A 19,744-nucleotide genomic window follows, 5' to 3' on the forward strand; every position below is an offset into this window, starting at 1 on the left:
GCCCGGTCGGCGGGCCGGGCCGGCCCGAGGACGGGCGCCGGATCAGCCCACGAAGCGGCCGTGGGCCCTCAGGGTGCGCAGCGCCTCGATCGTCACCAGGGGGCGCGCCTCCAATGTGGGCGCCGGGGCCCACTGACGCCACCGGACGGGCCAGCCGCCGTCCTCCCGCTGCTCGGCGGCCAGGTGGTCCAGCGAGCGCGCCATCTCGTCGTCCGTGAACCACGCGCGCGCGAGCGAGTCCGGGCTCCGGGCGAAATCGTGCGGGAAATGGTGCTCGCCCGGGGCGTAGCCGGACGCGACCGCAAACGCGTCGAGTCGGTCCGGGTCGAGCACGGCGAGCCGCTGCTCCCGTACCAGGCGGCCCAGCCGGTCGGCGGCGGCCTCCGCGCGCGGGCGGTCGGGAGCGGAGTCCAGGAAGGTCACGGCGGCCTCCACCTCGTAGGGGTGGGACTTCTCCAGGGACTCCACCGCGTGCCAGCAGTAGTCGGTGGCCCGGAACAGCCAGGCGTGCCACACCTCGTTGCGGTGCAGCAGCCCGACCACCGGTCCGGTGGCCAGCAGATCGCTGGGCGGATCGTCGACGACCGGGACGAACGGCGCCGTCGGATAGCCGCGCTGGCCGGGATGGACCGCAGGCAGCGCGCCGTCCGCATTGGAGACGGAGGTCAGATAGCGGCACACGCGCTCCACCCGCTGCCCGCCGCAGCGCCCCACGGCGTCCAGCACGCCCAGTGCGTGCGCGGTGTGCAGCGGCTGGCTGACCGGTCCGCGCAGATCGGGCTCCAGCGCGTGCCCGTACCCGCCGTCCTCGTTGCGGTAGGCGTCCAGCGCGGCTTCCACCGCCTCCGGACTGCCGTTCAGGAAACGGTAGGCGAAGAGACGCTGCTCCAGCACGCGTGCGGTGAGCCACACGAACTGTTCGGCGCGGAACAGCGGGGAGCGCGCCGCGGGCGTGGAGGGGAGTGGGGAATCTCCTAGTTCGGCCATGCGTCAGACCGTAGGACGGAAAGCGGTCTCAGCAGGCGCTCCCGGGCAGGGCCCACCCCCAGGGGCGGGATACTGGAGTCATGCGGTTGACGGTCTTCTGGCAGCGGATGGCGGAACACTTCGGTCGGGGGTACGCCGACACCTTCGCGCGCGACCACGTCATGTCGGAACTGGGCGGACGCACGGTGAATCAGGCGCTGGACGCAGGCTGGGCGGCCAAGGACGTGTGGCAGGTGGTCTGCGCGGTCATGGACGTGCCGCGGGAGAGGCGTTGACACGCGACCGAAATGTCCGATGTGCCGGTGAAGAATTCGACAGTACGGCACTGCTCTGTCACGAAGATCGCGGGCGGGCGCCGGTTGTCGGTGGCGTGGGCGAGACTTGGCGCGTGGCACCCACTGACGAGGATCCCCTGGCACCCACCGCCGTGGACGGCGAGCCGTCCGACCGGCAGGCAGCACCGGCGGCTTCGACCCCGCCCGGTCGGCCCCCGCTCTCCGACGCCGGCACGCAGGGCGGCCGGATGCCGCGCTGGCTGCCGCGCGCCATGGTGCTCGCGCTCGCGCTGATCGCCGCCTTCCAACTGGGCAGCTGGGCCTTCCACCAGCTCACCGGACTCCTGATCAACATATTGATCGCCTTCTTCCTGGCCCTCGCGATCGAACCCGCGGTGAGCCGGATGGCGGCTCGTGGCATGCGCAGGGGGCTCGCCACCTTCCTCGTCTTCCTCGGGCTGACCGTCGTCGCCGCCGGTTTCGTCACCTTGCTCGGGTCGATGCTGGCCGGCCAGATCATCAAGATGATCGAGGGCTTCCCGGATTACCTTGACTCGCTCATCAACTGGATCAACGAGACCTTCCACACGGACCTCAAGCGGGTGGACGTCCAGGAGGGCCTGCTCCACTCCGACTGGTTGCGCAAGTACGTACAGAACAGCGCGGCCGGCGTCCTCGATGTGTCGGCCCAGGTGCTCGGCGGGCTCTTCCGGCTGCTGACGGTCACCCTGTTCTCGTTCTACTTCGCCGCGGACGGCCCCCGGCTGCGCCGCGCCCTGTGCTCCGTACTGCCCCCCGCGCGTCAGGCCGAGGTGCTGCGTGCCTGGGAGATCGCCGTCGACAAGACAGGGGGCTATCTGTACTCGCGCGGTCTCATGGCGCTCATCTCCGGTGTCGCGCACTACATCCTGCTCGAGGCCATGGGTGTGCCGTACGCGCCCGTGCTGGGCGTCTGGGTGGGACTGGTCTCGCAGTTCATCCCCACCATCGGGACGTACCTCGCGGGTGCGCTGCCGATGCTGATCGCGTTCACCGTCAACCCCTGGTACGCGGTGTGGGTGCTGGTCTTCGTCGTGATCTACCAGCAGTTCGAGAATTACATGCTCCAGCCCAAACTGACCGCCAAGACCGTCGACATCCACCCGGCGGTCGCCTTCGGCTCGGTCGTCGCGGGCACCGCGCTGCTGGGTGCGGTCGGCGCGCTGATCGCCATCCCGGCGGTGGCCACCCTCCAGGCGTTCCTGGGGGCGTACGTCAAGCGGTACGCCGTCACGGACGACCCCCGGGTGCACGGGCACCGCGGCAGAGGCCGGGGCGGTCCCGGCGTGCTCACGCGCGTGCGCCGGTTGTGGGCCGGCCCTCGCCCCGGCGGGCGGGAGCGGGCGTAGGCGGTCCGCGCCCGACAGTGCCGCTTCAGTACGTCAGTACCGCCCACACCGCGGCCACGACGACGGCCGCCGCGTAGCAGCCGGCCGCCGCGGCCACGATCCGCCGGCGGGCCACCTCGCTCCAGGACGTACGGGACAGCAGCCAGGCCAGCACGGGCAGCACGAGCACGGCATGCAGGCTCACGCCGTGCAGCGGCTTGAGCGGGGCCGTCGAGTGGTACGCGGCCTCCTGGTGCCCGGTCCGCGTCAGGACGACCCCGCGCGCGATCATCGCCGCCCCGGAGGCGAGCGCCACCAGCAGGAGCGCGAACCCCGAACGTACGGCGAGCGGCATGCCCGCAGGGCCCGTCGGCCGGTGCCGGAAGGACGCGACGGCGAACACGGTGAGCAGCACGACCAGGACGACGCCGCCCGCCGCGAGCGTCATGGACACCGCCGTGTCGAAGGACGTCTCCATGTTCAGGTGCGAGGGCACCCGGCGCCATGCCTGGAGGGTGATGCCGCCCACCTCCACGACGCAGTCGGCGGCCAGGACGAGCAGCAGGACCGGGCGCAGCCGGTCACCGGTCCGCAGGTACGACGTGACCCAGGTGAGCGCGATCAGCGTCACCCCGAACGAGAGCCCGAACGTGACGGGCTTGCGCCAGGAGACGGGGCCGTCCCACGGGCCGCCGTCGACCGCGAACACCACCAGGTGGACGAGGCCGGACAGGACGAGGAGCAGACCCGTGGTGTGACAGAGGCGGTCGACGGCGGCGCGCGGATTCTTCATGACCCCAGGCTTGCGGGGGTGGCCCGTGCGGGCGTCGTCCGGCCGGAGACACCGGTGGTACGCCGCCGGGAGCAGTCCGGCCCGCCGTCGGTCGTCCCTCGGTCGCCTCGGCCGGGATGTCCAGGGAGAAGGAGCGGCTCGTGTCCTGGACGGCCTCGGCGAGTCGCCGGGGCCGCTCGAAGTCCTGGGCCGGTCGGCGCCGCGCACCGCGTGGTGCGCTTGACACCAAAATCGAACATCCATTCTTATGGAGGCTCAGGCGAGGCTTTCGGGTGGGGATCTCGTCCGTATTCGCGAGGGATGTCCCCCGGTTATCCACAGGCTGGGCCTGCGTCGGGGCGCATTGTCAGTGGCAGGCGTTAGCGTCTTTGACGTGAAGCGATCGACTCAAGCAAATCGGGTGGAACCCATGGCAGGAACCGACCGCGAGAAGGCGCTCGACGCCGCGCTCGCGCAGATTGAACGGCAATTCGGCAAGGGCGCGGTCATGCGCATGGGCGAGCGGTCGAAGGAGCCCATCGAGGTCATCCCGACCGGGTCGACCGCGCTCGACGTCGCCCTCGGCGTCGGTGGCCTGCCGCGTGGCCGCGTCGTGGAGATCTACGGGCCGGAGTCCTCCGGTAAGACGACCCTGACCCTGCACGCCGTGGCGAACGCCCAGAAGGCCGGCGGCCAGGTCGCGTTCGTGGACGCCGAGCACGCCCTCGACCCCGAGTACGCCCGTAAGCTGGGCGTCGACATCGACAACCTCATCCTCTCCCAGCCCGACAACGGCGAGCAGGCCCTGGAGATCGTGGACATGCTGGTCCGCTCCGGTGCCCTCGACCTGATCGTCATCGACTCCGTGGCCGCGCTCGTCCCGCGCGCGGAGATCGAGGGCGAGATGGGCGACAGCCACGTGGGTCTGCAGGCCCGTCTGATGAGCCAGGCGCTGCGGAAGATCACCAGCGCGCTCAACCAGTCCAAGACCACCGCGATCTTCATCAACCAGCTCCGCGAGAAGATCGGCGTGATGTTCGGTTCTCCGGAGACCACGACCGGTGGCCGCGCCCTGAAGTTCTACGCCTCGGTGCGCATCGACATCCGCCGCATCGAGACCCTGAAGGACGGCACGGAGGCGGTCGGCAACCGCACCCGCTGCAAGGTCGTCAAGAACAAGGTCGCGCCGCCCTTCAAGCAGGCCGAGTTCGACATCCTCTACGGCCATGGCATCAGCCGTGAGGGCGGTCTGATCGACATGGGCGTGGAGCACGGCTTCGTGCGCAAGGCCGGCGCCTGGTACACGTACGAGGGCGACCAGCTCGGCCAGGGCAAGGAGAACGCGCGGAACTTCCTCAAGGACAACCCCGACCTGGCCAACGAGATCGAGAAGAAGATCAAGGAGAAGCTGGGCGTGGGGGTCCGGCCGGAGGAGCCCGCCACCGAGCCGGGCGCCGACGCGGCGGTCACCACCGCGGCGGTCGAGGACTCCGTCAAGTCCGTGCCCGCCCCGGCAGCCACCAAGGCCACCAAGCCCAAGGCCGCCGCAGCCAAGAGCTGACCCGTGACACGACGAACCGACTGGGCCGAGTACGAGTACGCCACCCCCGATGCCCCGCGGGGGAGGGGCACCGGGGGCTCGCCGGACTCCGCCCCGGCCGGTGGCGACGGACACCGGGACGACGGTTACGGCGAGTGTGACGACCAGCATCGCGGGCGCGACGAGCACGGCGCGCGAGGCCGGGGACGCGGGCGCGGCCGACGGCGGCGCGGTTTCGGGGACGCGCCCGGTGAGGACGAAGGCGCCCCTTACTCGGCGAGGGACGAGCGGGGGGAGTCTTCAGGGGACCCGGCTGAGCGGGCCCGGGCGATCTGCCTGCGCCTGCTCACCGGGACCCCGCGCACCCGCAAGCAGCTCGCGGACGCGCTGCGCAAGCGGGAGATCCCCGAGGACGTGGCCGAGGAGGTGCTGTCACGGTTCGAGGAGGTCGGGCTCATCGACGACGGCGCCTTCGCGGACGCCTGGGTGGAGTCCCGCCACCACGGGCGGGGACTCGCCCGCCGCGCCCTCGCCCGGGAACTGCGCACCAAGGGGGTCGACTCGGCGCTGATCGAGGACGCCGTCGCCCAGCTCGACTCCGAGCAGGAGGAGGCGACCGCCCGCGAACTCGTCGCCCGCAAGCTGCGAGCCACCCGTGGCCTCGACCGCGACAAGCGGCTCCGCCGGCTCGCGGGCATGCTCGCGCGCAAGGGCTACCCCGAGGGCATGGCCCTCCGCGTCGTACGCCAAGCCCTGGAGGAAGAGGGCGAGGACACGGACTTCCTCGGGGACGGGGACCTCTGACGGTTCCCGGGGAAGGGGATGCCTGACGTTTTCTCGGACGTGGGGCTTTCCGGCGGTACCTCGGACGTGGGGCTTTCCGGCGGTTCCTGGGGAACGGGCTTCCGACCGTTCGGAAACAGAGGCTTCTGACGGCTTCCCTCGGGGTGGGGGACCTGTGACGGCTCGTCGGGGACACCCGTTTCTGCGTTTCTTCCGGGCGGAGGCCCGTGACGGCATTCCCGGGTGGACCCAGGGGTGGGGTTAACCCCCTCCTCCGACGGGCGGGTTGACCCCCTCGCAAGAGGCCGGGCCACCGCAGTGCTCTCACCTGCCCGCACGGGCGAGTCTGTACGCGTGCCCCGGGACCGGCTCACGCACCAGCCGGAGGCCGGCCGCGCACGACACGACACGTGCACACAGCGGAAGAGAGCCCGTCCCCATGATGCTGCGTTACGCCCTGCGAACCGTCCGCGCCCCGAAGGCCGGTTTTCTCGGCGCCTTCCTCGCCCTGATGTGCGCGGCGGCTCTGATCACCGCCTGCGGCAGCCTCCTCGACACCGGCCTGCGCGGCACCATCCATACCGAGCGCTACGCCGCCGCCCCCGTCCTGGTCTCCGCCGACCAGTACGTGCACCGGACCACCGTCAAGCACAAGAAGGGCAAGACCAAGGTCAAGCACAAGGCGAAGTCCATCGCCGAGCGTGCCTGGCTCCCCGAGCAGCTGCGCGGCACGCTCGCCCGCACCCCCGGCGTGGGCCGAGTCGTCCCCGAACTCACCTTCCTTGCCCAGCCGTCGATCCCGGCCGGCACCGGCGGCCGTACCGCCTACGGCCATGCGTGGGACTCCGCCGCGCTGACCCCGTACCGGCTGACCGCCGGCCGCGCCCCCGAGGCCGCGGGTGACCTCGTCATCGACGACGACCTCGCCGCGCGGGCCCGTCTCCGGCCCGGCGACCACCTCACGGTGCAGTCCACACAGGCTCCGCGCGGCTACCGCATCACCGGTATCGCCACCCCGGCCGCTCCCGTGCGCCACCAGACGTCCTTGTTCTTCTCCACCGCCGAGGCCCGCCGACTGGCCGCGCACCCCGGGCAGGTCACCGCGTTCGGCGTGCTCCCGGCCGAGGGGGCGGACGCGGAGCAGGTGCGCCGAGCCGTGGCGCGGGCGCTGCACGGCACCACGGCCCAGGTCAGCACCGGCGACGCCCGCGGGCCCGTCGAATTCCTGGACGCGGCTGCCGCCCGCACCCGGCTGGTCAGCATGGGCGGCGCCATGGGCGGCACCTCGCTGCTGGTGGCGGTGCTCGTGGTCGTCGGCACCTTCGCGCTCACCGTCCGGCAACGCCACCGCGAACTCGCCCTGCTCCGGGCCATCGCCGCCACATCCGGGCAGATCCGCAAGCTGCTGGGCCGGGAGGCGCTGATCGTCGGCGCGGCGGCGGGCACGGCCGGCGCACTGCTCGGGCTGCCGCTCGGTGGCTGGCTGCACTCGAGGTTCGTCGCCCTGGGCGCCGTACCCGACACGCTCGAACACACCGTCAGCGTCTTTCCGCCGCTCGCCGCTCTCGCCGCCGGCGTGTTCGGCGCGTGGGCGGCGGCCCGGATCGCCTCCCGCAGGATCTCCCGGATCCGCCCGGCCGAGGCCCTGGCCGAGGCCAGGACCGAGCGGAGTCGCCCCGCCTGGGGCCGGATCGCCGCCGGGGTGCTGCTGCTGGCCGGCGGAGTCGTCCTCGTCATCGTCCTCACCTCCCTGCGCACCGAGCCAGCCTCGACGCCCGTGACCTTTCTCGCCGTCATCGTCCTGGCCACTTCCGTCGCCCTGCTCGGTCCCCTCCTGGTCAAGGCCGCCGCGCTGCTGCTCGCCGGCCCGCTCCGGCTCACCGGTCACGGCGGCAGGCTCGCCACCGCCAACCTGCGCGGCAACGCCGCCCGCATGGCCTCCGTCGTCACCCCCCTCGCCCTGCTCGTCGGCATGACCTGCACCGTCCTGTTCGTCCAGACCACCCTCGGCGACGCCGCCCGCGCCCAGGCCCGCGAAGGCGTCAGGGCCGACTGGGTCGTCGCCGCCCAGGGGCCGGGCGTCCCCGGCGAGGCCGCCGAGCGGCTGCGCGCACGGCATGACACCGTCACCGAGGTGGTCCGTACGACCGTCCGTGTCGGTCTCGACAAGTACGCCGCGCAGGGTGTCACCCCCTCGGGCCTGACCCGCACCTGGGACCCGGAGGTCACCGCCGGCTCCCTCGACCGGCTCGGTCCCGGCACCGTCGCCGTCAGCGAACTGGCCGCGGACCAGCAGCATCTGAGGCCGGGAAGCATGCTGAAGCTCACCCTCGGCGACGGCACGCCCGCCACGCTCACCGTCGCCGCCGTCTACGCCCGGGGTCTCGGCTTCGGCGACCTCACCTTCGCCCATGACCTTGTGGCGCACCACGTCGACAACCCGCTCGCCTCCTCCGTCCTCGTCAGCACGCCCCGTACACAGACACAACTCGCGACTACGCTCCGTGAGTTCCCGGGACTGCGGATTCTTTCACCGGCCGACGCCGACGCCCTCCAGGCCGACCGGCAGCAGGCGAACGCCGAGGTCAACTACCTCGCCATGGGGCTGGTGCTGGCCTTCACGGCCCTCGCGGTCGTGAACACGCTCGCCATGTCGGTCGCCGAGCGGGTCCGTGAGTTCGCGCTGCTCCGCCTCGCCGGCGCGACCCGCCGGCAGGTCCTGCGCATGCTGCGCACCGAGGTGCTGTCCGTCCTCTTCCTCGCCACCACACTCGGCAGTGGTATCGCCCTTGCCGTACTCACCGCGTTCAGCGTGGGCATGACGGGCCGAGCAGCCCCGACGGTCACCCCGCTGCACTATGTCGGCGTGGTCGGGTTCGCGGGCCTCCTGGCGCTGGTGGCCGGAGCCGTGCCGGGACGGGCCGCACTCCGGGTGCGGGCGGTGACGGTCGCCACGGCGCAGGAGTAGCCCCCGAGGACGGAGCGGCACCGGCGCCGTACCGTGGCTCGGTCGCCCGGGCCGCCGCCCTGAGCCCCTGGCGAAGCGCCGGGGGCTCAGGGGCTTGTCAGGTCAACGGGCCAACGGGTCAGCAGGTCAGCGGGATCAGCGTGCCGCCGGCGCCACCGGCAGCCCCTCCGCCCGCCATGCCTGGAAGCCGCCCACCAGATCCGTCGCGCGGTGCAGGCCCAACTGGTGCAGAGAGGCGGCGGCGAGGCTGGAGGCGTATCCCTCGTTGCAGATCACCACGACACGCAGGTCGTGGCCGGTCGCCTCGGGGAGGCGGTGGCTGCCCTGCGGATCGAGGCGCCACTCCAGTTCGTTGCGCTCGACCACGACGGCGCCGGGGATGAGTCCGTCCCGCTCGCGCAGGGCGGCGTACCGGATGTCGACCAGTAGTGCCCCGCCGGACTGCGCCGCCTCGTGCGCCTCCCGCGCCTCGATGCGCCGGTAGCCTGCCCGGACCCGCTCCAGCAACCCGTCGATGCCGAGTGGACGTTCGCCGCTCACGCCGGCCACCGCCGACTGCTCGCTGGTGCCGCTCACTGCCAGTCCTCCGGGCGCTCGACCTGCTCCAGGCGCAGCACCTGGCCCGTGCGACTGTAGCGGCGGATGCGGGGCAACGGCGGATAGTAGGCATGGACGGAGATGGCGTGGCGGTCGGGTGACTCGTTCAGCACCTCGTGCACATGGTGACGGCCGAAGGCGCGGCCCTCACCGGCGGGCAGTCGGCGTACGCGGTCCACGCCCTCGGTGAGTTCCAGGGTCTTCCAGCCGTCCGTGGGCAGCCGGGCGGCGAGCGAGTACTCCTTGAGTTCGCCCGACGCCGTGAGGAAGGCGCCGACGGAGTCGGCGTGGTCGTGCCAGCCGGTGCCGCTGCCGGGCGGCCAGCCGATCAGCCACGCCTCGCTGCCGCCGGGGCCTTGCAGCCGTACCCAGGTGCGGCCCTGAGGGTCGAGCGGAAGGGCGTCGATCAGCTCGGCGTCCGCCGCCGTGCGCCGGACGAAGTCGAGGAGGTCCGCCTGGGTGGGTGCCGAGCCGGCGGCGGACATGGGTGAGGACAGGGAAGAGGTGGGGACAGACACAGGCACCGTCCTGAGGAGCGTTCGCGGAAACGGGCGCGCGACGGCGCCCGGTGAGGAAGGGGATGCGAATTCAGCAGGACGGGCGACACACGCAGCCCGCGTAGCGGACGAGGTCCATGTGGACCCTCCGCCACAGGCGCACACAGGTGTCGGTCACGATCCGGAGTACAGCATGCCGACGCACACCGGTCAACCGAGTGTCACCCCGTGGACGGGGGCGGAGACGGCACGGTCAGGGCGCGCGGAAGTCGGCCCGCGCACGCTCCCCACAGCGCACGCCAGAGACGCGCCGGACCCGGGCCCCGATGCCCTCCCACCGGGCAAGACAGCGGCGAACCGGACTCCCCGCGCACCCCTGACCGCCGGGCACCCCCGGTCCCGCACCCCGACCGTCCCGCACCCCGACCGTCCCGCACCCTGACCGTCCTGCGCCCCCGGTCCGGCACCAGCGACCCTGCACTCCCGGCCCGGCACCTGCGATCCTGCACTCCCGGCCCGGCACCTGCGACCCTGCACCCCCGGCCCCGCACCTGCGACCGTCCTGCGCCCTGCCCCGCGCCCCCGGGCCGGCACCCCCTGCACCCTCGGTCCCGCGCCCCCGACCGTTCCGCGCCCTCGGCCCCGCACCCCCGGCCCACCACTCCGGCCCCGCGCCCCCCGCCCCGCACGGTCGGTGCGTGGCGGCGTCAGTGCGGCCTGGGCGCCCTCGCGCGCGTGGTCAGCGCGCGCCGGAGCCGGCTTGCGCCGTTGCTGTCGCCTCCTGCCGCTCCTCCTGCCGCTGTTCCTGCCGCTCTTCCTGCGCCGCGCCGCCCAGCGTGGCCTCCGCCGCCGCGTACAGGTCGGCCGGGCGGACCCCGCTGAACGCGGTGACCAGGTGGCCGTCGGGGCGTACGAGCAGCACGCTGTGTGCCGGCGCGCCCGGGTAGCTCTCGGCGACGAGCAGTTCCGCGGGGTGCGGCAGCGCCGTCACGGCCGCCGCGAGCCGGGGCATGACCCCGGCGGACACCCAGTGCTTGCGGTCCCACACACCCGTACCGGGCGCGATCAGCACGACGAGCAGCGCGCCGCGGCCGAGCCGCTCCCGCAGCTGGACGAAGGACCCGTCCTCCGCCGTGACCCGGACGTCGGTCACCGGTACGCCGGGCGGAGTGTCGACGGGGATGGTCGCCTCCAGCTGCCGGGGCGCGAGTGGCGAGTCGGCGTATGTCCCGGACGCGCCCAGCGGGCCGCGGCCCAGATGACCGTCCGCGAGCAGCGTGTCATGGCCGCGGGTCGCGCCCGGGACGATGCTGCGCAGCCCGCCCCCGCCGCGCAGCACCGGCAGCGCCTGGTCGGCGGCGCGCAGCCGGGCGGCGACCACCGCGCGCCGCTCGGTCTGGTAGCTGTCCAGCAGGGCCTCGTGCGGGCCGTGGTGCCAGGCCGTGGCCAGCTTCCAGGCGAGGTTGTCGGCATCGCGGAGGCCCTCGTCGAGCCCCTGCGTGCCGAAGGCGCCGAGCAGATGGGCCGCGTCTCCGGCGAGGAAGACCCGGCCGGCGCGCCACCGGCGGGCCAGCCGGTGGTGCACGGTGTGGACACCGGTGTCGAGCAGTTCGTACGTCGGTGTGGTGCTGTCCGTCCAGCCCCCGATGGTCTCGCGGATCCGGGCCACCAGGATCTCGGGCGTGACCAGGTCCTTCCCCGGCGGCAGCAGCCAGTCCAGGCGCCAGACGCCGTCCGGGAGGGGGCGGGCGGTCACCTCCCCGGCCGAGGGGCCGGACGACCGCCACGGCGGCATCCGGTGGAGCAATGCCTGGTCCTTCCAGGGAAGTTCCGCGCGCAGCGCGGCGACCGCGTGCCGCTCCACCGCCGTACGGCCCGGGAAGCGGATGTCCTGGAGCTTGCGCACGGTCGAGCGGGGGCCGTCGCAGCCCACCAGGTAACTGCCACGCCACCACGTGCCCCTGGGGCCGCGGGTGTGCGCGGTGACGCCGGAACGCTCCTGCTCGACCGCGTCCAGGCGGCTGTCGACGGCCACCTTCACCAGCGGCTCGTCGGCGAGGGCCGCGCGCAGGGCGTTCGTGAGGATGTGCTGCGCGATGTGCAGCGGGGCGGCGGGGTCGGCCGCGTCGAAAGCGACCTCGCTCACCACCTGCTTGCGCCGCAGGGACCGCCATCCGGCCCAGCGCACACCGTGCTCGCCGAGGGCGACTCCGGTCAGCCGCTCCAGCAGGGCGGCCGTGTCCTCGCGCAGGACGACGGTGCGTGCCGGGCGGGGCTCGTCCTTGCCGGGGCCCTCGTCCAGGACGACGGCGGGCACCTGCTGACGGGCCAGCAGCAGGGCGAGCGCCAGTCCGACGGGCCCCGCTCCGACGATGATCACCGGGTCCATGACGCGGCGCCCCCTGCCCGTGACGATGCCCTGACGGAGACAAGTGAACAGGAAGGTGGAGCGGGGTGCACGATCACACAACGTATGCAACCCATTGGCAGAGTTTGCGTCAAGCGAACGGAGGCAGTGGCGATCATGCCACTGCCTCCGGGTACCTCACGTCACCTGAATGATCGTCAGTCCTTGTGGGCGCCGCCACCGCCGCCGACGAAGGGACCGCTGAGGTCCACGCCGCCGCCGGCGCCCCCGGCCCCGGTCGCCGCCGTGCCGGCGATGTCCGCGACGTCCTGGGCGCCGAGGACCGCGCCGGTCGACTTCTTGCGCCGCCGCAGCCGGCCCTCCAGCCAGCCGGCGAACGAGGTCAGCGAGAAGTTGATGATCACGTAGATCACGGCCACCACCGTGAAGGACGCGATGGTGTTGGCGCCGTAGTAACCGCTCATGGTGTTCGCCGAGGCGAGCAGCTCGGGGAAGGTGAGGACGGCGCCGCCGAGCGCGGTGTCCTTCACGATGACCACCAGCTGGCTGACGATCGCCGGGAGCATCGCGGTGACGGCCTGCGGCAGCAGGATGAGCCGCATCACCTGTCCCTTGCGCAGACCGATCGCCTTCGCCGCCTCGGCCTGGCCCTTCGGCAGGGAGAGGATGCCCGCGCGGACGATCTCGGCGAGCACCGACGCGTTGTACAGCACCAGGCCGGTCACGACCGCGTAGAGCGGGCGGTCGTCGGAACTGACGTCGGTGTACTGGCTGTACAGCTCGTTCCCGAAGATCATGAGGACCAGCACGGGGATCGCGCGGAGGAACTCGATCACGACCGTGGCGGGTACGCGCACCCACGCGTGGTCCGAGAGCCGGGCGATACCGAAGAAGGCTCCCAGGGGCAGCGCGATGACCATCGCAAGCGCCGCCGCCTTCAGGGTGTTCTGCAGACCGGGCCAGATGTACGTGGTGTACGCCTCGGAGCCGAAGAACGGCTTCCACAGGACCCAGTCCAACTGGTTCTTGTCGTCGAGGGCCGCGTACACCCACCAGACGACGACCGCGGCCGCGGCTATGAAGAGAGCCGTGTAGAGGATGTTGCGCCGTTTGGCGCGCGGCCCCTGGGCGTCGTACAGGACCGAACTCATCGCTTCACCGCCACCTTCTTGCCCACCCAGCCGAGGATCAGACCGGTCGGCAGCGTCAGGCAGCAGAATCCGAAGGCGATCACCGCGGAGATCTGCAGCAGCAGCGCCTCTTTGTCGAGCATGTCCTTCATCAGGGCCGCCGCCTCGGCCACACCGATCGCCGCGGCCACCGTCGTGTTCTTCGTCAACGCGATCAGTACGTTGGTCAGCGGCCCGACGGCCGCGCGGAAGGCCTGCGGGAGCACCACCAGGAACAACACCTGGGTGAAGCTCAGACCGATGGCCCGCGCGGCCTCCGCCTGGCCGACCGGCACGGTGTTGATACCGGAGCGGGTCGCCTCGCACACGAAAGCCGAGGTGTAGAGAATCAGACCGAGCACGGCCAGCCGGAAGTTGATCGTGTCGGTCTCTTCGGAACCGAGGCTGACGCCCAGCGTCTGGTACAGGCCGAGCGAGGAGAACAGAATGATCACCGTGAGCGGGATGTTCCGCACGATGTTCACGTAGGCGGTGCCGAAACCGCGCATCAGCGGTACGGGGCCCACCCGCATGGCGGCCAGCAGGGTGCCCCAGACCAGGGAGCCCACGGCGGACAGCAGCGTCAGTTGCACCGTCGTCCAGAAGGCGCCCAGTACGTCGTAACCGTCAAGAAAGTCGAACACGATCTCCCGCGCTTTCGCGTGTAGGGATGCCCGGATGCGCCGCCCTCACGGGCGACGCATCCGCGGGGCATTGCCTCAGCTCTTGATGTCGCCGATCTTCGGGGCGGGCTCGTTCTTGTAGCCGGCGGGGCCGAAGTTCTTCTGCACGGCCTTGTCCCAGGACTTGTCGGCGACCATCTCTTCAAGGGCCTTGTTGATCTTGGCCTTGAGGTCACTGCCCTTCTTGACGCCGATGCCGTAGTTCTCGTTGGTCATCTTCAGGCCACCCAGCTTGAACTTGCCCTTGAACTGGGACTGGGAGGCGTAACCGGCGAGGATCGAGTCGTCCGTCGTCAGGGCGTCGATCACCTTGTTCTGCAGACCGGTCAGGCACGCGGAGTACGTCGGGTACTTCTGGAGCTGCGCCTTGGGGGCGAGCTTGTCCTTGACGTTCTGCGCCGAGGTCGAGCCGGTGACCGAGCACAGCTTCGCCTTGTTCAGGTCCGCCGCCGACTTGATGGAGGGGTCGTCCGCGCGGACCAGCACGTCCTGGTGGGCCAGCAGGTACGGGCCGGCGAAGTCGACCAGCTTCTGGCGCTCCGGGGTGATCGAGTAGGAGGCGGCGATGAAGTCGACGTCACCACGCTTCAGCATGGTCTCGCGGTCGGCGCTCTTCGACTCCTTCCACTCGATCTGGTCGGCGCTGTAACCGAGCTTCTCGGCGACGTAGGTGGCAACGTCGACGTCGAAGCCCGAGTAACCCTGCGGGGTCTTCTGGCCGATGCCCGGCTGGTCGAACTTGATGCCGATGGTGATCTTCTTGCCACCGCCGGAGCCCTTGTCGTCCTTGTCGCCGCCGCACGCGGTGGCGGTCACGGAGAGGGCGAGGAGGACGGCCGAGGCGGCGGTGACCTTGCGGAGCTTCATGCTGAACATCCTTTGAGTGGTGAGGAACGAGGTCCCTTGAGGCGCGTGACGCGAGCGGGGCCGGGCCGTCAGTGGTGCAGGATCTTGGACAGGAAGTCCTTGGCCCGGTCGCTGCGCGGGTTGCTGAAGAACTGGTCGGGCGCGGCCTGTTCGACGATCCGGCCGTCCGCCATGAAGACCACCCGGTTCGCAGCCGATCGTGCGAAACCCATCTCGTGCGTGACGACGATCATCGTCATGCCCTCACGCGCGAGCTGCTGCATGACCTCCAGGACCTCGTTGATCATCTCGGGGTCGAGAGCGGAGGTCGGCTCGTCGAACAGCATGACCTTCGGGTCCATCGCCAGCGCACGCGCGATGGCGACCCGCTGCTGCTGACCACCGGACAGCTGCGCGGGGTACTTGTCGGCCTGAGTGCCCACACCGACCCGGTCCAGCAGGGCCCGGGCCTTCTCCTCGGCCTGCTTCTTGTCCGCCTTGCGGACCTTGATCTGGCCCAGCATCACGTTCTCGAGCACGGTCTTGTGCGCGAAGAGGTTGAAGGACTGGAACACCATCCCGACGTCCGCCCGCAGCCTGGCCAGTTCCCGGCCCTCGTGCGGCAGGGGCTTGCCGTCGATCGTGATGGCGCCGGAATCGATCGTCTCCAGGCGGTTGATGGTGCGGCACAGGGTCGACTTTCCGGACCCGGAGGGCCCGATGACCACGACGACCTCGCCGCGGGCGATCGTCAGGTCGATGTCCTGGAGCACGTGCAACGCGCCGAAGTGCTTGTTGACGCTCTTCAGGACGACCAGTTCGTCGGACGTGGCCACGTCTTCCTTGGCCACCGATACTTCGGTCATCGCTCTCGGGCTCCGTCCTCCTCGGGTTTCCGAGGACAGTAGTGAGGGGCTGTGACCTGCGTCATCACATCTGAGGGAAACCTGAGCATCACGATCCGATAGCAATCGGACACGTGTCGTAGTACCTGTCCCCGGTGCGCGTATCGGCCGGGTAACGGAAGTGACGGGCAACCCGAACCCTCTTGACGCCGTCCTTATCCATCAGCGTCACTGCCATGGTGCACGCGCGCGTGCCGGTGATCTACCAGGCCGACGCGAACCGAGACCGTACGACCACTGAACCGGAGGGGGCCGGGATGAGACTGCTGCTCGTCGAGGACGACAACCACGTCGCCGCGGCCCTGTCGGCCGTCCTCGCGCGGCACGGCTTCCAGGTGACCCACGCGCGCAGCGGTGAGGAGGCCCTCCAGGCGCTCGTCCCCGAGGGCGCCGGATTCGGCGTCGTCCTGCTCGATCTCGGCCTGCCCGACCAGGACGGCTACGAGGTCTGCGGCAAGATCCGCAAGCGCACCGGCGTCCCGGTCATCATGGTCACCGCGCGCGCAGACGTCCGCTCCCGCATACACGGGCTCAACCTGGGCGCCGACGACTACGTCGTCAAGCCGTACGACACCGGGGAACTGCTCGCCCGGATCCACGCCGTCAGCCGGCGCACCGTCCACGAGGACCCCGCGGCCGGCGGCGAGAGCGCCCTGCTCCTCGGTCCCGTCCGTATCGAACTGCCCACCCGCCAGGTCAGCGTCGCCGGCGCGGTGGTCCAGCTGACCCGCAAGGAGTTCGATCTGCTCGCCCTGCTCGCCCAGCGGCCCGGAGTGGTCTTCCGACGGGAACAGATCATCAGCGAGGTCTGGCGCACCAGTTGGGAGGGCACCGGCCGCACCCTGGAGGTGCACGTCGCCTCCCTGCGCGCCAAACTGCGCATGCCCGCGCTGATCGAGACCGTACGCGGCGTCGGCTACCGGCTCGTCGCCCCGGCCGCCTAGCGGGGACGGGTGCGCACACGTCTCCTCCCGCTGCTCATCGTCCTGCTGGCGGCCGTCCTGCTCGCCCTGGGCATCCCGCTCGCCGGCAGCGTGGCCGCCGCCCAGCAGCAGCAGGTCGTCGTCGACCGGATCGACGACACGGCACGGTTCGCGGCGCTCGCCCAGTTCGTCACCGACGGGCCCAGCGGGTCCCGCCGCACCACCACGGACGAACGCTGGGAGGCCCTGCGCAGGGAACTGGAGAGCTACCACGGCGTCTACGACATCCGCGCCGGTGTCTTCTACCGCAACGGTTCGGCGATGGCCAACGCACCCGGTGACTGGTTCGTACCGCCGACGGGTGAGGTCCGCCGGGCCTTCGACGAGGCACTGCTCAGCCGGCGCAGTCACGACCCGCCGCAGGCGTGGCCCTGGCAGCGCAGCCGGCTCGTCGTCGCATCGCCCGTGATCCGGGACGGTGACGTCGTCGCGGTCGTGGTCACCGACTCACCTACCGGACAGCTGCGGTCCCGCATTCTGCGCGGCTGGCTGTTCATCGGGGCCGGCGAGATCGCGGCCATGCTGCTCGCCGTCGGTGCGGCGCTGCGGCTGACCGGCTGGGTGCTCAGACCGGTCCGGGTCCTGGACGCCACCACCCATGACATCGCCACCGGGCGCCTGAAGTCCCGGGTCGCGGCCGCCGGCGGACCGCCGGAACTCAGGCGGCTCGCCCGTTCGTTCAACGAGATGGCGGACAACGTCGAAGCCGTGCTGGAGCAGCAGCGCGCCTTCGTCGCCGATGCCTCGCACCAGCTGCGCAACCCGCTCTCGGCGCTGCTGCTGCGTATCGAACTGCTCGCCCTCGAACTCCCCGAGGGCAACGCGGAGATCGCCTCGGTGCGCACCGAGGGCAAGCGCCTCGCGCAGGTTCTGGACGACCTGCTCGACCTGGCGCTGGCCGAGCACGCCGAGGCCGACCTCCAGCTGGCCGACATCGGCGCGCTGACCGAGGAGCGGGTGGCCGCCTGGGCACCGGCCGCCCAGGCCAAGGGCGTCCGGCTGACCGGCGACTGCCCGCCCACCACCGCCTGGACCGACCCGATCGCCCTGTCCAGCGCCCTGGACGCGGTGATCGACAACGCCGTGAAGTTCACCCCCGAGGACGGCACGGTCCAGGTCACCGTCTCCGCCGACGGCGACGCCAGCACGGTCGTCGTCACGGACACCGGTCCCGGCCTCACCGACGAGGAACTCGCCCGCGTGGGTGACCGTTTCTGGCGCAGCGGCCGGCACCAGAACGTGAAGGGCTCGGGCCTGGGCCTGTCCATCACCCGCGCCCTGCTCGCGGCGGGCGGCGGCTCGATCGACTACGCCCACCACGAGCCGCGGGGCCTGCGGGTGACGGTCACGGTGCCGCGGCACGCGGAGACCGCGGCGGGCTCCTCCGGCGTCTCGCGAAGCGGCGCCCCGGGTCCTCTCGCCGGGCCGCCCTCCGGGTTCGGCCGGGCCGTTCCCTAAGGCTTCATCGACCGGTAGTAGCGCCGGGCGCCCTCCTGCAGGGGCAGCGGGTCCGTGTAGATGGCGGTGCGCAGGTCGACCAGCTGGGCGGAGTGGACATGCCGGCCGATCCCGTCCCGGCTGTTGATCACCGTACGGGTCACCCACTCGGTCAGCCGCGGGTCCACGTCCGTGCGGGTCATCAGCACGTTGGACACGGCGATCGTCGGTACCGGCAGGCCCTGCTGCACGGCCGGATAGGCCGACTCGGGGATGTTGGTGGCCCGGTAGTAGCGCGACTCCTCGCCCTGGCCGTGCAGCCGGGTGATGATGTCGTCGCCGATCGGCACGAACCGGAAGGCGCCGTCCTTCGCCAGCGCGGCCAGTCCCTTGGTGGGCAGGCCGCCGGACCAGAAGAAGGCGTCGACCTTCCCCTGCTGGAGCCGCGCGGGCCCGGTGTCGATGCCGTCCGCCTCCGCGGTGACGTCCTTTTGCGGGTCCATGCCGGCGGCCCGCAGCACCCTTTCGGCTATCAGCCGCACCCCGGAATCCGGCAGTCCGGTCGCCACCCGCTTGTGCCGCAGGTCCGCGACGTTCCTGATGTCCGAGCCGCGGGGCACGATGAGATGCACGTAGTCGTCGTAGAGCCGGGCCACACCGCGCAGCCGCCCGGCGCCGACGCCGTGCCGCAGTTCGTACGCCGCCACCGCGTCGGCCGCCGCGATGGTGAAGTCGGCCCGCCCGGTCGCCACCCGCTCGACGTTCTCCTGGGAACCGGCGCTGTTCAGCAGTTTCACCTTCAGGCCCGGCATGTCGGTGCCCATCTCGTTGCGCAGCCGCTCGCCGTACTCCTGGTAGACCCCGCGGGGCGTACCGGTGCTGAACACGATCGTCCCGCTCGGCGGCTTCTCGCCCAAGGGCAGCAGCCACCACAGCAGCAGCCCGAGTGCCACGACACCGACGGCCGCGGCCTGTAGCGCTCGGCGCCTGCTGAACCGGGGGAACTCCTTGGACATGCGGCGATCCTGCCAGGCGGGGCGCGACGCTGACCAGGGCCGGGGACACTCCGGGACCGACTGCGGCCAGGGTCACTCCAGGACGGACCGCGGTCGGCGGGCGTTGTCAGTGGCGGCCGTTAGAGTCGCCGCATGAGCACTTCGCCCGCCCGCCTCGTGCATGAGTTCCACCGCGCCTTCGGCCTCGACGCCCGCAGCACGCCGACCGAGGTGGCCCCCGAACTGGCCGCCCACCGCGGCGACCTGCTCGCCGAGGAGGCCGCCGAGGTGGCCGAGGTCGCGGTGCGGGGCCCGCTGGACCGGCTCGCGCACGAGCTGGCCGACGTGGTGTACGTGGCCTACGGCACGGCCCTGGTGCACGGCATCGACCTCGACGAGGTGATCGCCGAGGTCCATCGCGCCAACATGAGCAAGATCGGCCCGGACGGGTGGATCGCCCGCCGGGACGACGGCAAGGTGCTCAAGGGGGAGCACTACCGGGCGCCGGACGTGTCCGCCGTGCTGCGCCGCCAGGGCTGGACACCGGACGGCGCGGCCTGAGGCCCGTACCG

The 19,744-nt window shown here is 71.6% G+C and carries 19 protein-coding genes; 8 read left to right on the plus strand and 11 right to left on the minus strand.

Annotation, left to right across the window (positions count from 1 at the left end; translation table 11 throughout):
* Positions 1 to 42 precede the first annotated feature (42 nt).
* Complete coding sequence (locus tag ACIGYR_RS34710) at positions 43 to 987, minus strand: hypothetical protein (protein ID WP_399607614.1); 945 nt, start codon at positions 985 to 987, stop codon at positions 43 to 45.
* An 80-nt stretch (positions 988 to 1,067) separates the two neighbouring features.
* Between ACIGYR_RS34710 and ACIGYR_RS34715 the strand changes: the two genes are divergently transcribed.
* Positions 1,068 to 1,262: a DUF3046 domain-containing protein gene (locus ACIGYR_RS34715; protein ID WP_391847423.1), complete on the plus strand. Its 195-nt coding sequence runs from the start codon at positions 1,068 to 1,070 to the stop codon at positions 1,260 to 1,262.
* A gap of 248 nt (positions 1,263 to 1,510) precedes the next feature.
* Positions 1,511 to 2,650 (plus strand): AI-2E family transporter, encoded by a 1,140-nt coding sequence (locus tag ACIGYR_RS34720; protein ID WP_399607888.1) that lies wholly within the window; start codon positions 1,511 to 1,513, stop codon positions 2,648 to 2,650.
* Between the two features lie 25 nt (positions 2,651 to 2,675).
* Here ACIGYR_RS34720 and ACIGYR_RS34725 read toward each other — a convergent pair whose 3' ends face one another.
* Positions 2,676 to 3,422: a hypothetical protein gene (locus ACIGYR_RS34725; protein ID WP_399607616.1), complete on the minus strand. Its 747-nt coding sequence runs from the start codon at positions 3,420 to 3,422 to the stop codon at positions 2,676 to 2,678.
* Between the two features lie 409 nt (positions 3,423 to 3,831).
* Here ACIGYR_RS34725 and recA point away from each other — a divergent pair, with 409 nt between their 5' ends.
* From recA to ACIGYR_RS34740, 3 genes are all read left to right on the plus strand, one after another.
* Complete coding sequence (recA, locus tag ACIGYR_RS34730) at positions 3,832 to 4,962, plus strand: recombinase RecA (RefSeq protein WP_399607619.1); 1,131 nt, start codon at positions 3,832 to 3,834, stop codon at positions 4,960 to 4,962.
* Between the two features lie 3 nt (positions 4,963 to 4,965).
* Positions 4,966 to 5,745, plus strand: coding sequence for a recombination regulator RecX (gene recX, locus ACIGYR_RS34735; protein ID WP_399607621.1), 780 nt, complete (start codon positions 4,966 to 4,968; stop codon positions 5,743 to 5,745).
* Between the two features lie 418 nt (positions 5,746 to 6,163).
* The gene (locus tag ACIGYR_RS34740) at positions 6,164 to 8,692 is read left to right on the plus strand and encodes an FtsX-like permease family protein (RefSeq protein WP_399607625.1); all 2,529 of its coding nucleotides are present in this window, start codon (positions 6,164 to 6,166) and stop codon (positions 8,690 to 8,692) included.
* A 135-nt stretch (positions 8,693 to 8,827) separates the two neighbouring features.
* Here ACIGYR_RS34740 and ACIGYR_RS34745 read toward each other — a convergent pair whose 3' ends face one another.
* The 8 genes from ACIGYR_RS34745 to ACIGYR_RS34780 all read right to left on the minus strand — a co-directional run bounded on the left by ACIGYR_RS34745 (position 8,828) and on the right by ACIGYR_RS34780 (position 15,718).
* On the minus strand, positions 8,828 to 9,268 hold the full coding sequence (locus tag ACIGYR_RS34745; protein ID WP_399607628.1) for a rhodanese-like domain-containing protein: 441 nt from the start codon (positions 9,266 to 9,268) through the stop codon (positions 8,828 to 8,830).
* Positions 9,265 to 9,774, minus strand: coding sequence for a cysteine dioxygenase (locus ACIGYR_RS34750; protein WP_391847590.1), 510 nt, complete (start codon positions 9,772 to 9,774; stop codon positions 9,265 to 9,267). The genes ACIGYR_RS34745 and ACIGYR_RS34750 overlap by 4 nt, the downstream gene beginning before the upstream one ends.
* 103 nt (positions 9,775 to 9,877) lie before the next feature.
* Positions 9,878 to 9,991 carry a putative leader peptide gene (locus ACIGYR_RS34755; RefSeq protein ID WP_391847429.1) on the minus strand — a complete coding sequence of 38 codons (114 nt, stop codon included), beginning with the start codon at positions 9,989 to 9,991 and terminating at the stop codon, positions 9,878 to 9,880.
* Positions 9,992 to 10,525: 534 nt separating this feature from the next.
* The gene (locus tag ACIGYR_RS34760; RefSeq protein WP_399607631.1) at positions 10,526 to 12,175 is read right to left on the minus strand and encodes an FAD-dependent monooxygenase; all 1,650 of its coding nucleotides are present in this window, start codon (positions 12,173 to 12,175) and stop codon (positions 10,526 to 10,528) included.
* A gap of 176 nt (positions 12,176 to 12,351) precedes the next feature.
* Positions 12,352 to 13,305 (minus strand): amino acid ABC transporter permease, encoded by a 954-nt coding sequence (locus tag ACIGYR_RS34765; RefSeq protein WP_399607633.1) that lies wholly within the window; start codon positions 13,303 to 13,305, stop codon positions 12,352 to 12,354.
* Entirely contained in the window at positions 13,302 to 13,967 is a 666-nt protein-coding gene (locus ACIGYR_RS34770; protein WP_391847432.1) for an amino acid ABC transporter permease, read from the minus strand. The genes ACIGYR_RS34765 and ACIGYR_RS34770 overlap by 4 nt, the downstream gene beginning before the upstream one ends.
* A 75-nt stretch (positions 13,968 to 14,042) precedes the next feature.
* Positions 14,043 to 14,873, minus strand: coding sequence for a glutamate ABC transporter substrate-binding protein (locus ACIGYR_RS34775; protein WP_399607636.1), 831 nt, complete (start codon positions 14,871 to 14,873; stop codon positions 14,043 to 14,045).
* Between the two features lie 68 nt (positions 14,874 to 14,941).
* Complete coding sequence (locus ACIGYR_RS34780) at positions 14,942 to 15,718, minus strand: amino acid ABC transporter ATP-binding protein (RefSeq protein ID WP_399607639.1); 777 nt, start codon at positions 15,716 to 15,718, stop codon at positions 14,942 to 14,944.
* Positions 15,719 to 16,014: 296 nt separating this feature from the next.
* Here ACIGYR_RS34780 and ACIGYR_RS34785 point away from each other — a divergent pair, with 296 nt between their 5' ends.
* Positions 16,015 to 16,701: a response regulator transcription factor gene (locus ACIGYR_RS34785; RefSeq protein ID WP_399607892.1), complete on the plus strand. Its 687-nt coding sequence runs from the start codon at positions 16,015 to 16,017 to the stop codon at positions 16,699 to 16,701.
* A gap of 9 nt (positions 16,702 to 16,710) precedes the next feature.
* The gene (locus ACIGYR_RS34790; RefSeq protein WP_399607642.1) at positions 16,711 to 18,198 is read left to right on the plus strand and encodes a sensor histidine kinase; all 1,488 of its coding nucleotides are present in this window, start codon (positions 16,711 to 16,713) and stop codon (positions 18,196 to 18,198) included.
* Here ACIGYR_RS34790 and ACIGYR_RS34795 read toward each other — a convergent pair.
* Positions 18,195 to 19,193, minus strand: coding sequence for a TAXI family TRAP transporter solute-binding subunit (locus ACIGYR_RS34795; RefSeq protein WP_399607645.1), 999 nt, complete (start codon positions 19,191 to 19,193; stop codon positions 18,195 to 18,197). The two genes, ACIGYR_RS34790 and ACIGYR_RS34795, sit on opposite strands and share 4 nt — an antisense overlap.
* Before the next feature lie 132 nt (positions 19,194 to 19,325).
* On the opposite strand from ACIGYR_RS34795, the gene ACIGYR_RS34800 reads away from it, so the two are divergent.
* Positions 19,326 to 19,733, plus strand: a complete 408-nt coding sequence (locus tag ACIGYR_RS34800) for a MazG nucleotide pyrophosphohydrolase domain-containing protein (protein WP_399607648.1) — start codon at positions 19,326 to 19,328, stop codon at positions 19,731 to 19,733.
* Positions 19,734 to 19,744 lie beyond the last annotated feature (11 nt).

The sequence above is a fragment of the Streptomyces sp. NPDC053076 genome, from assembly GCF_044546845.1.
GTDB lineage: Bacteria > Actinomycetota > Actinomycetes > Streptomycetales > Streptomycetaceae > Streptomyces.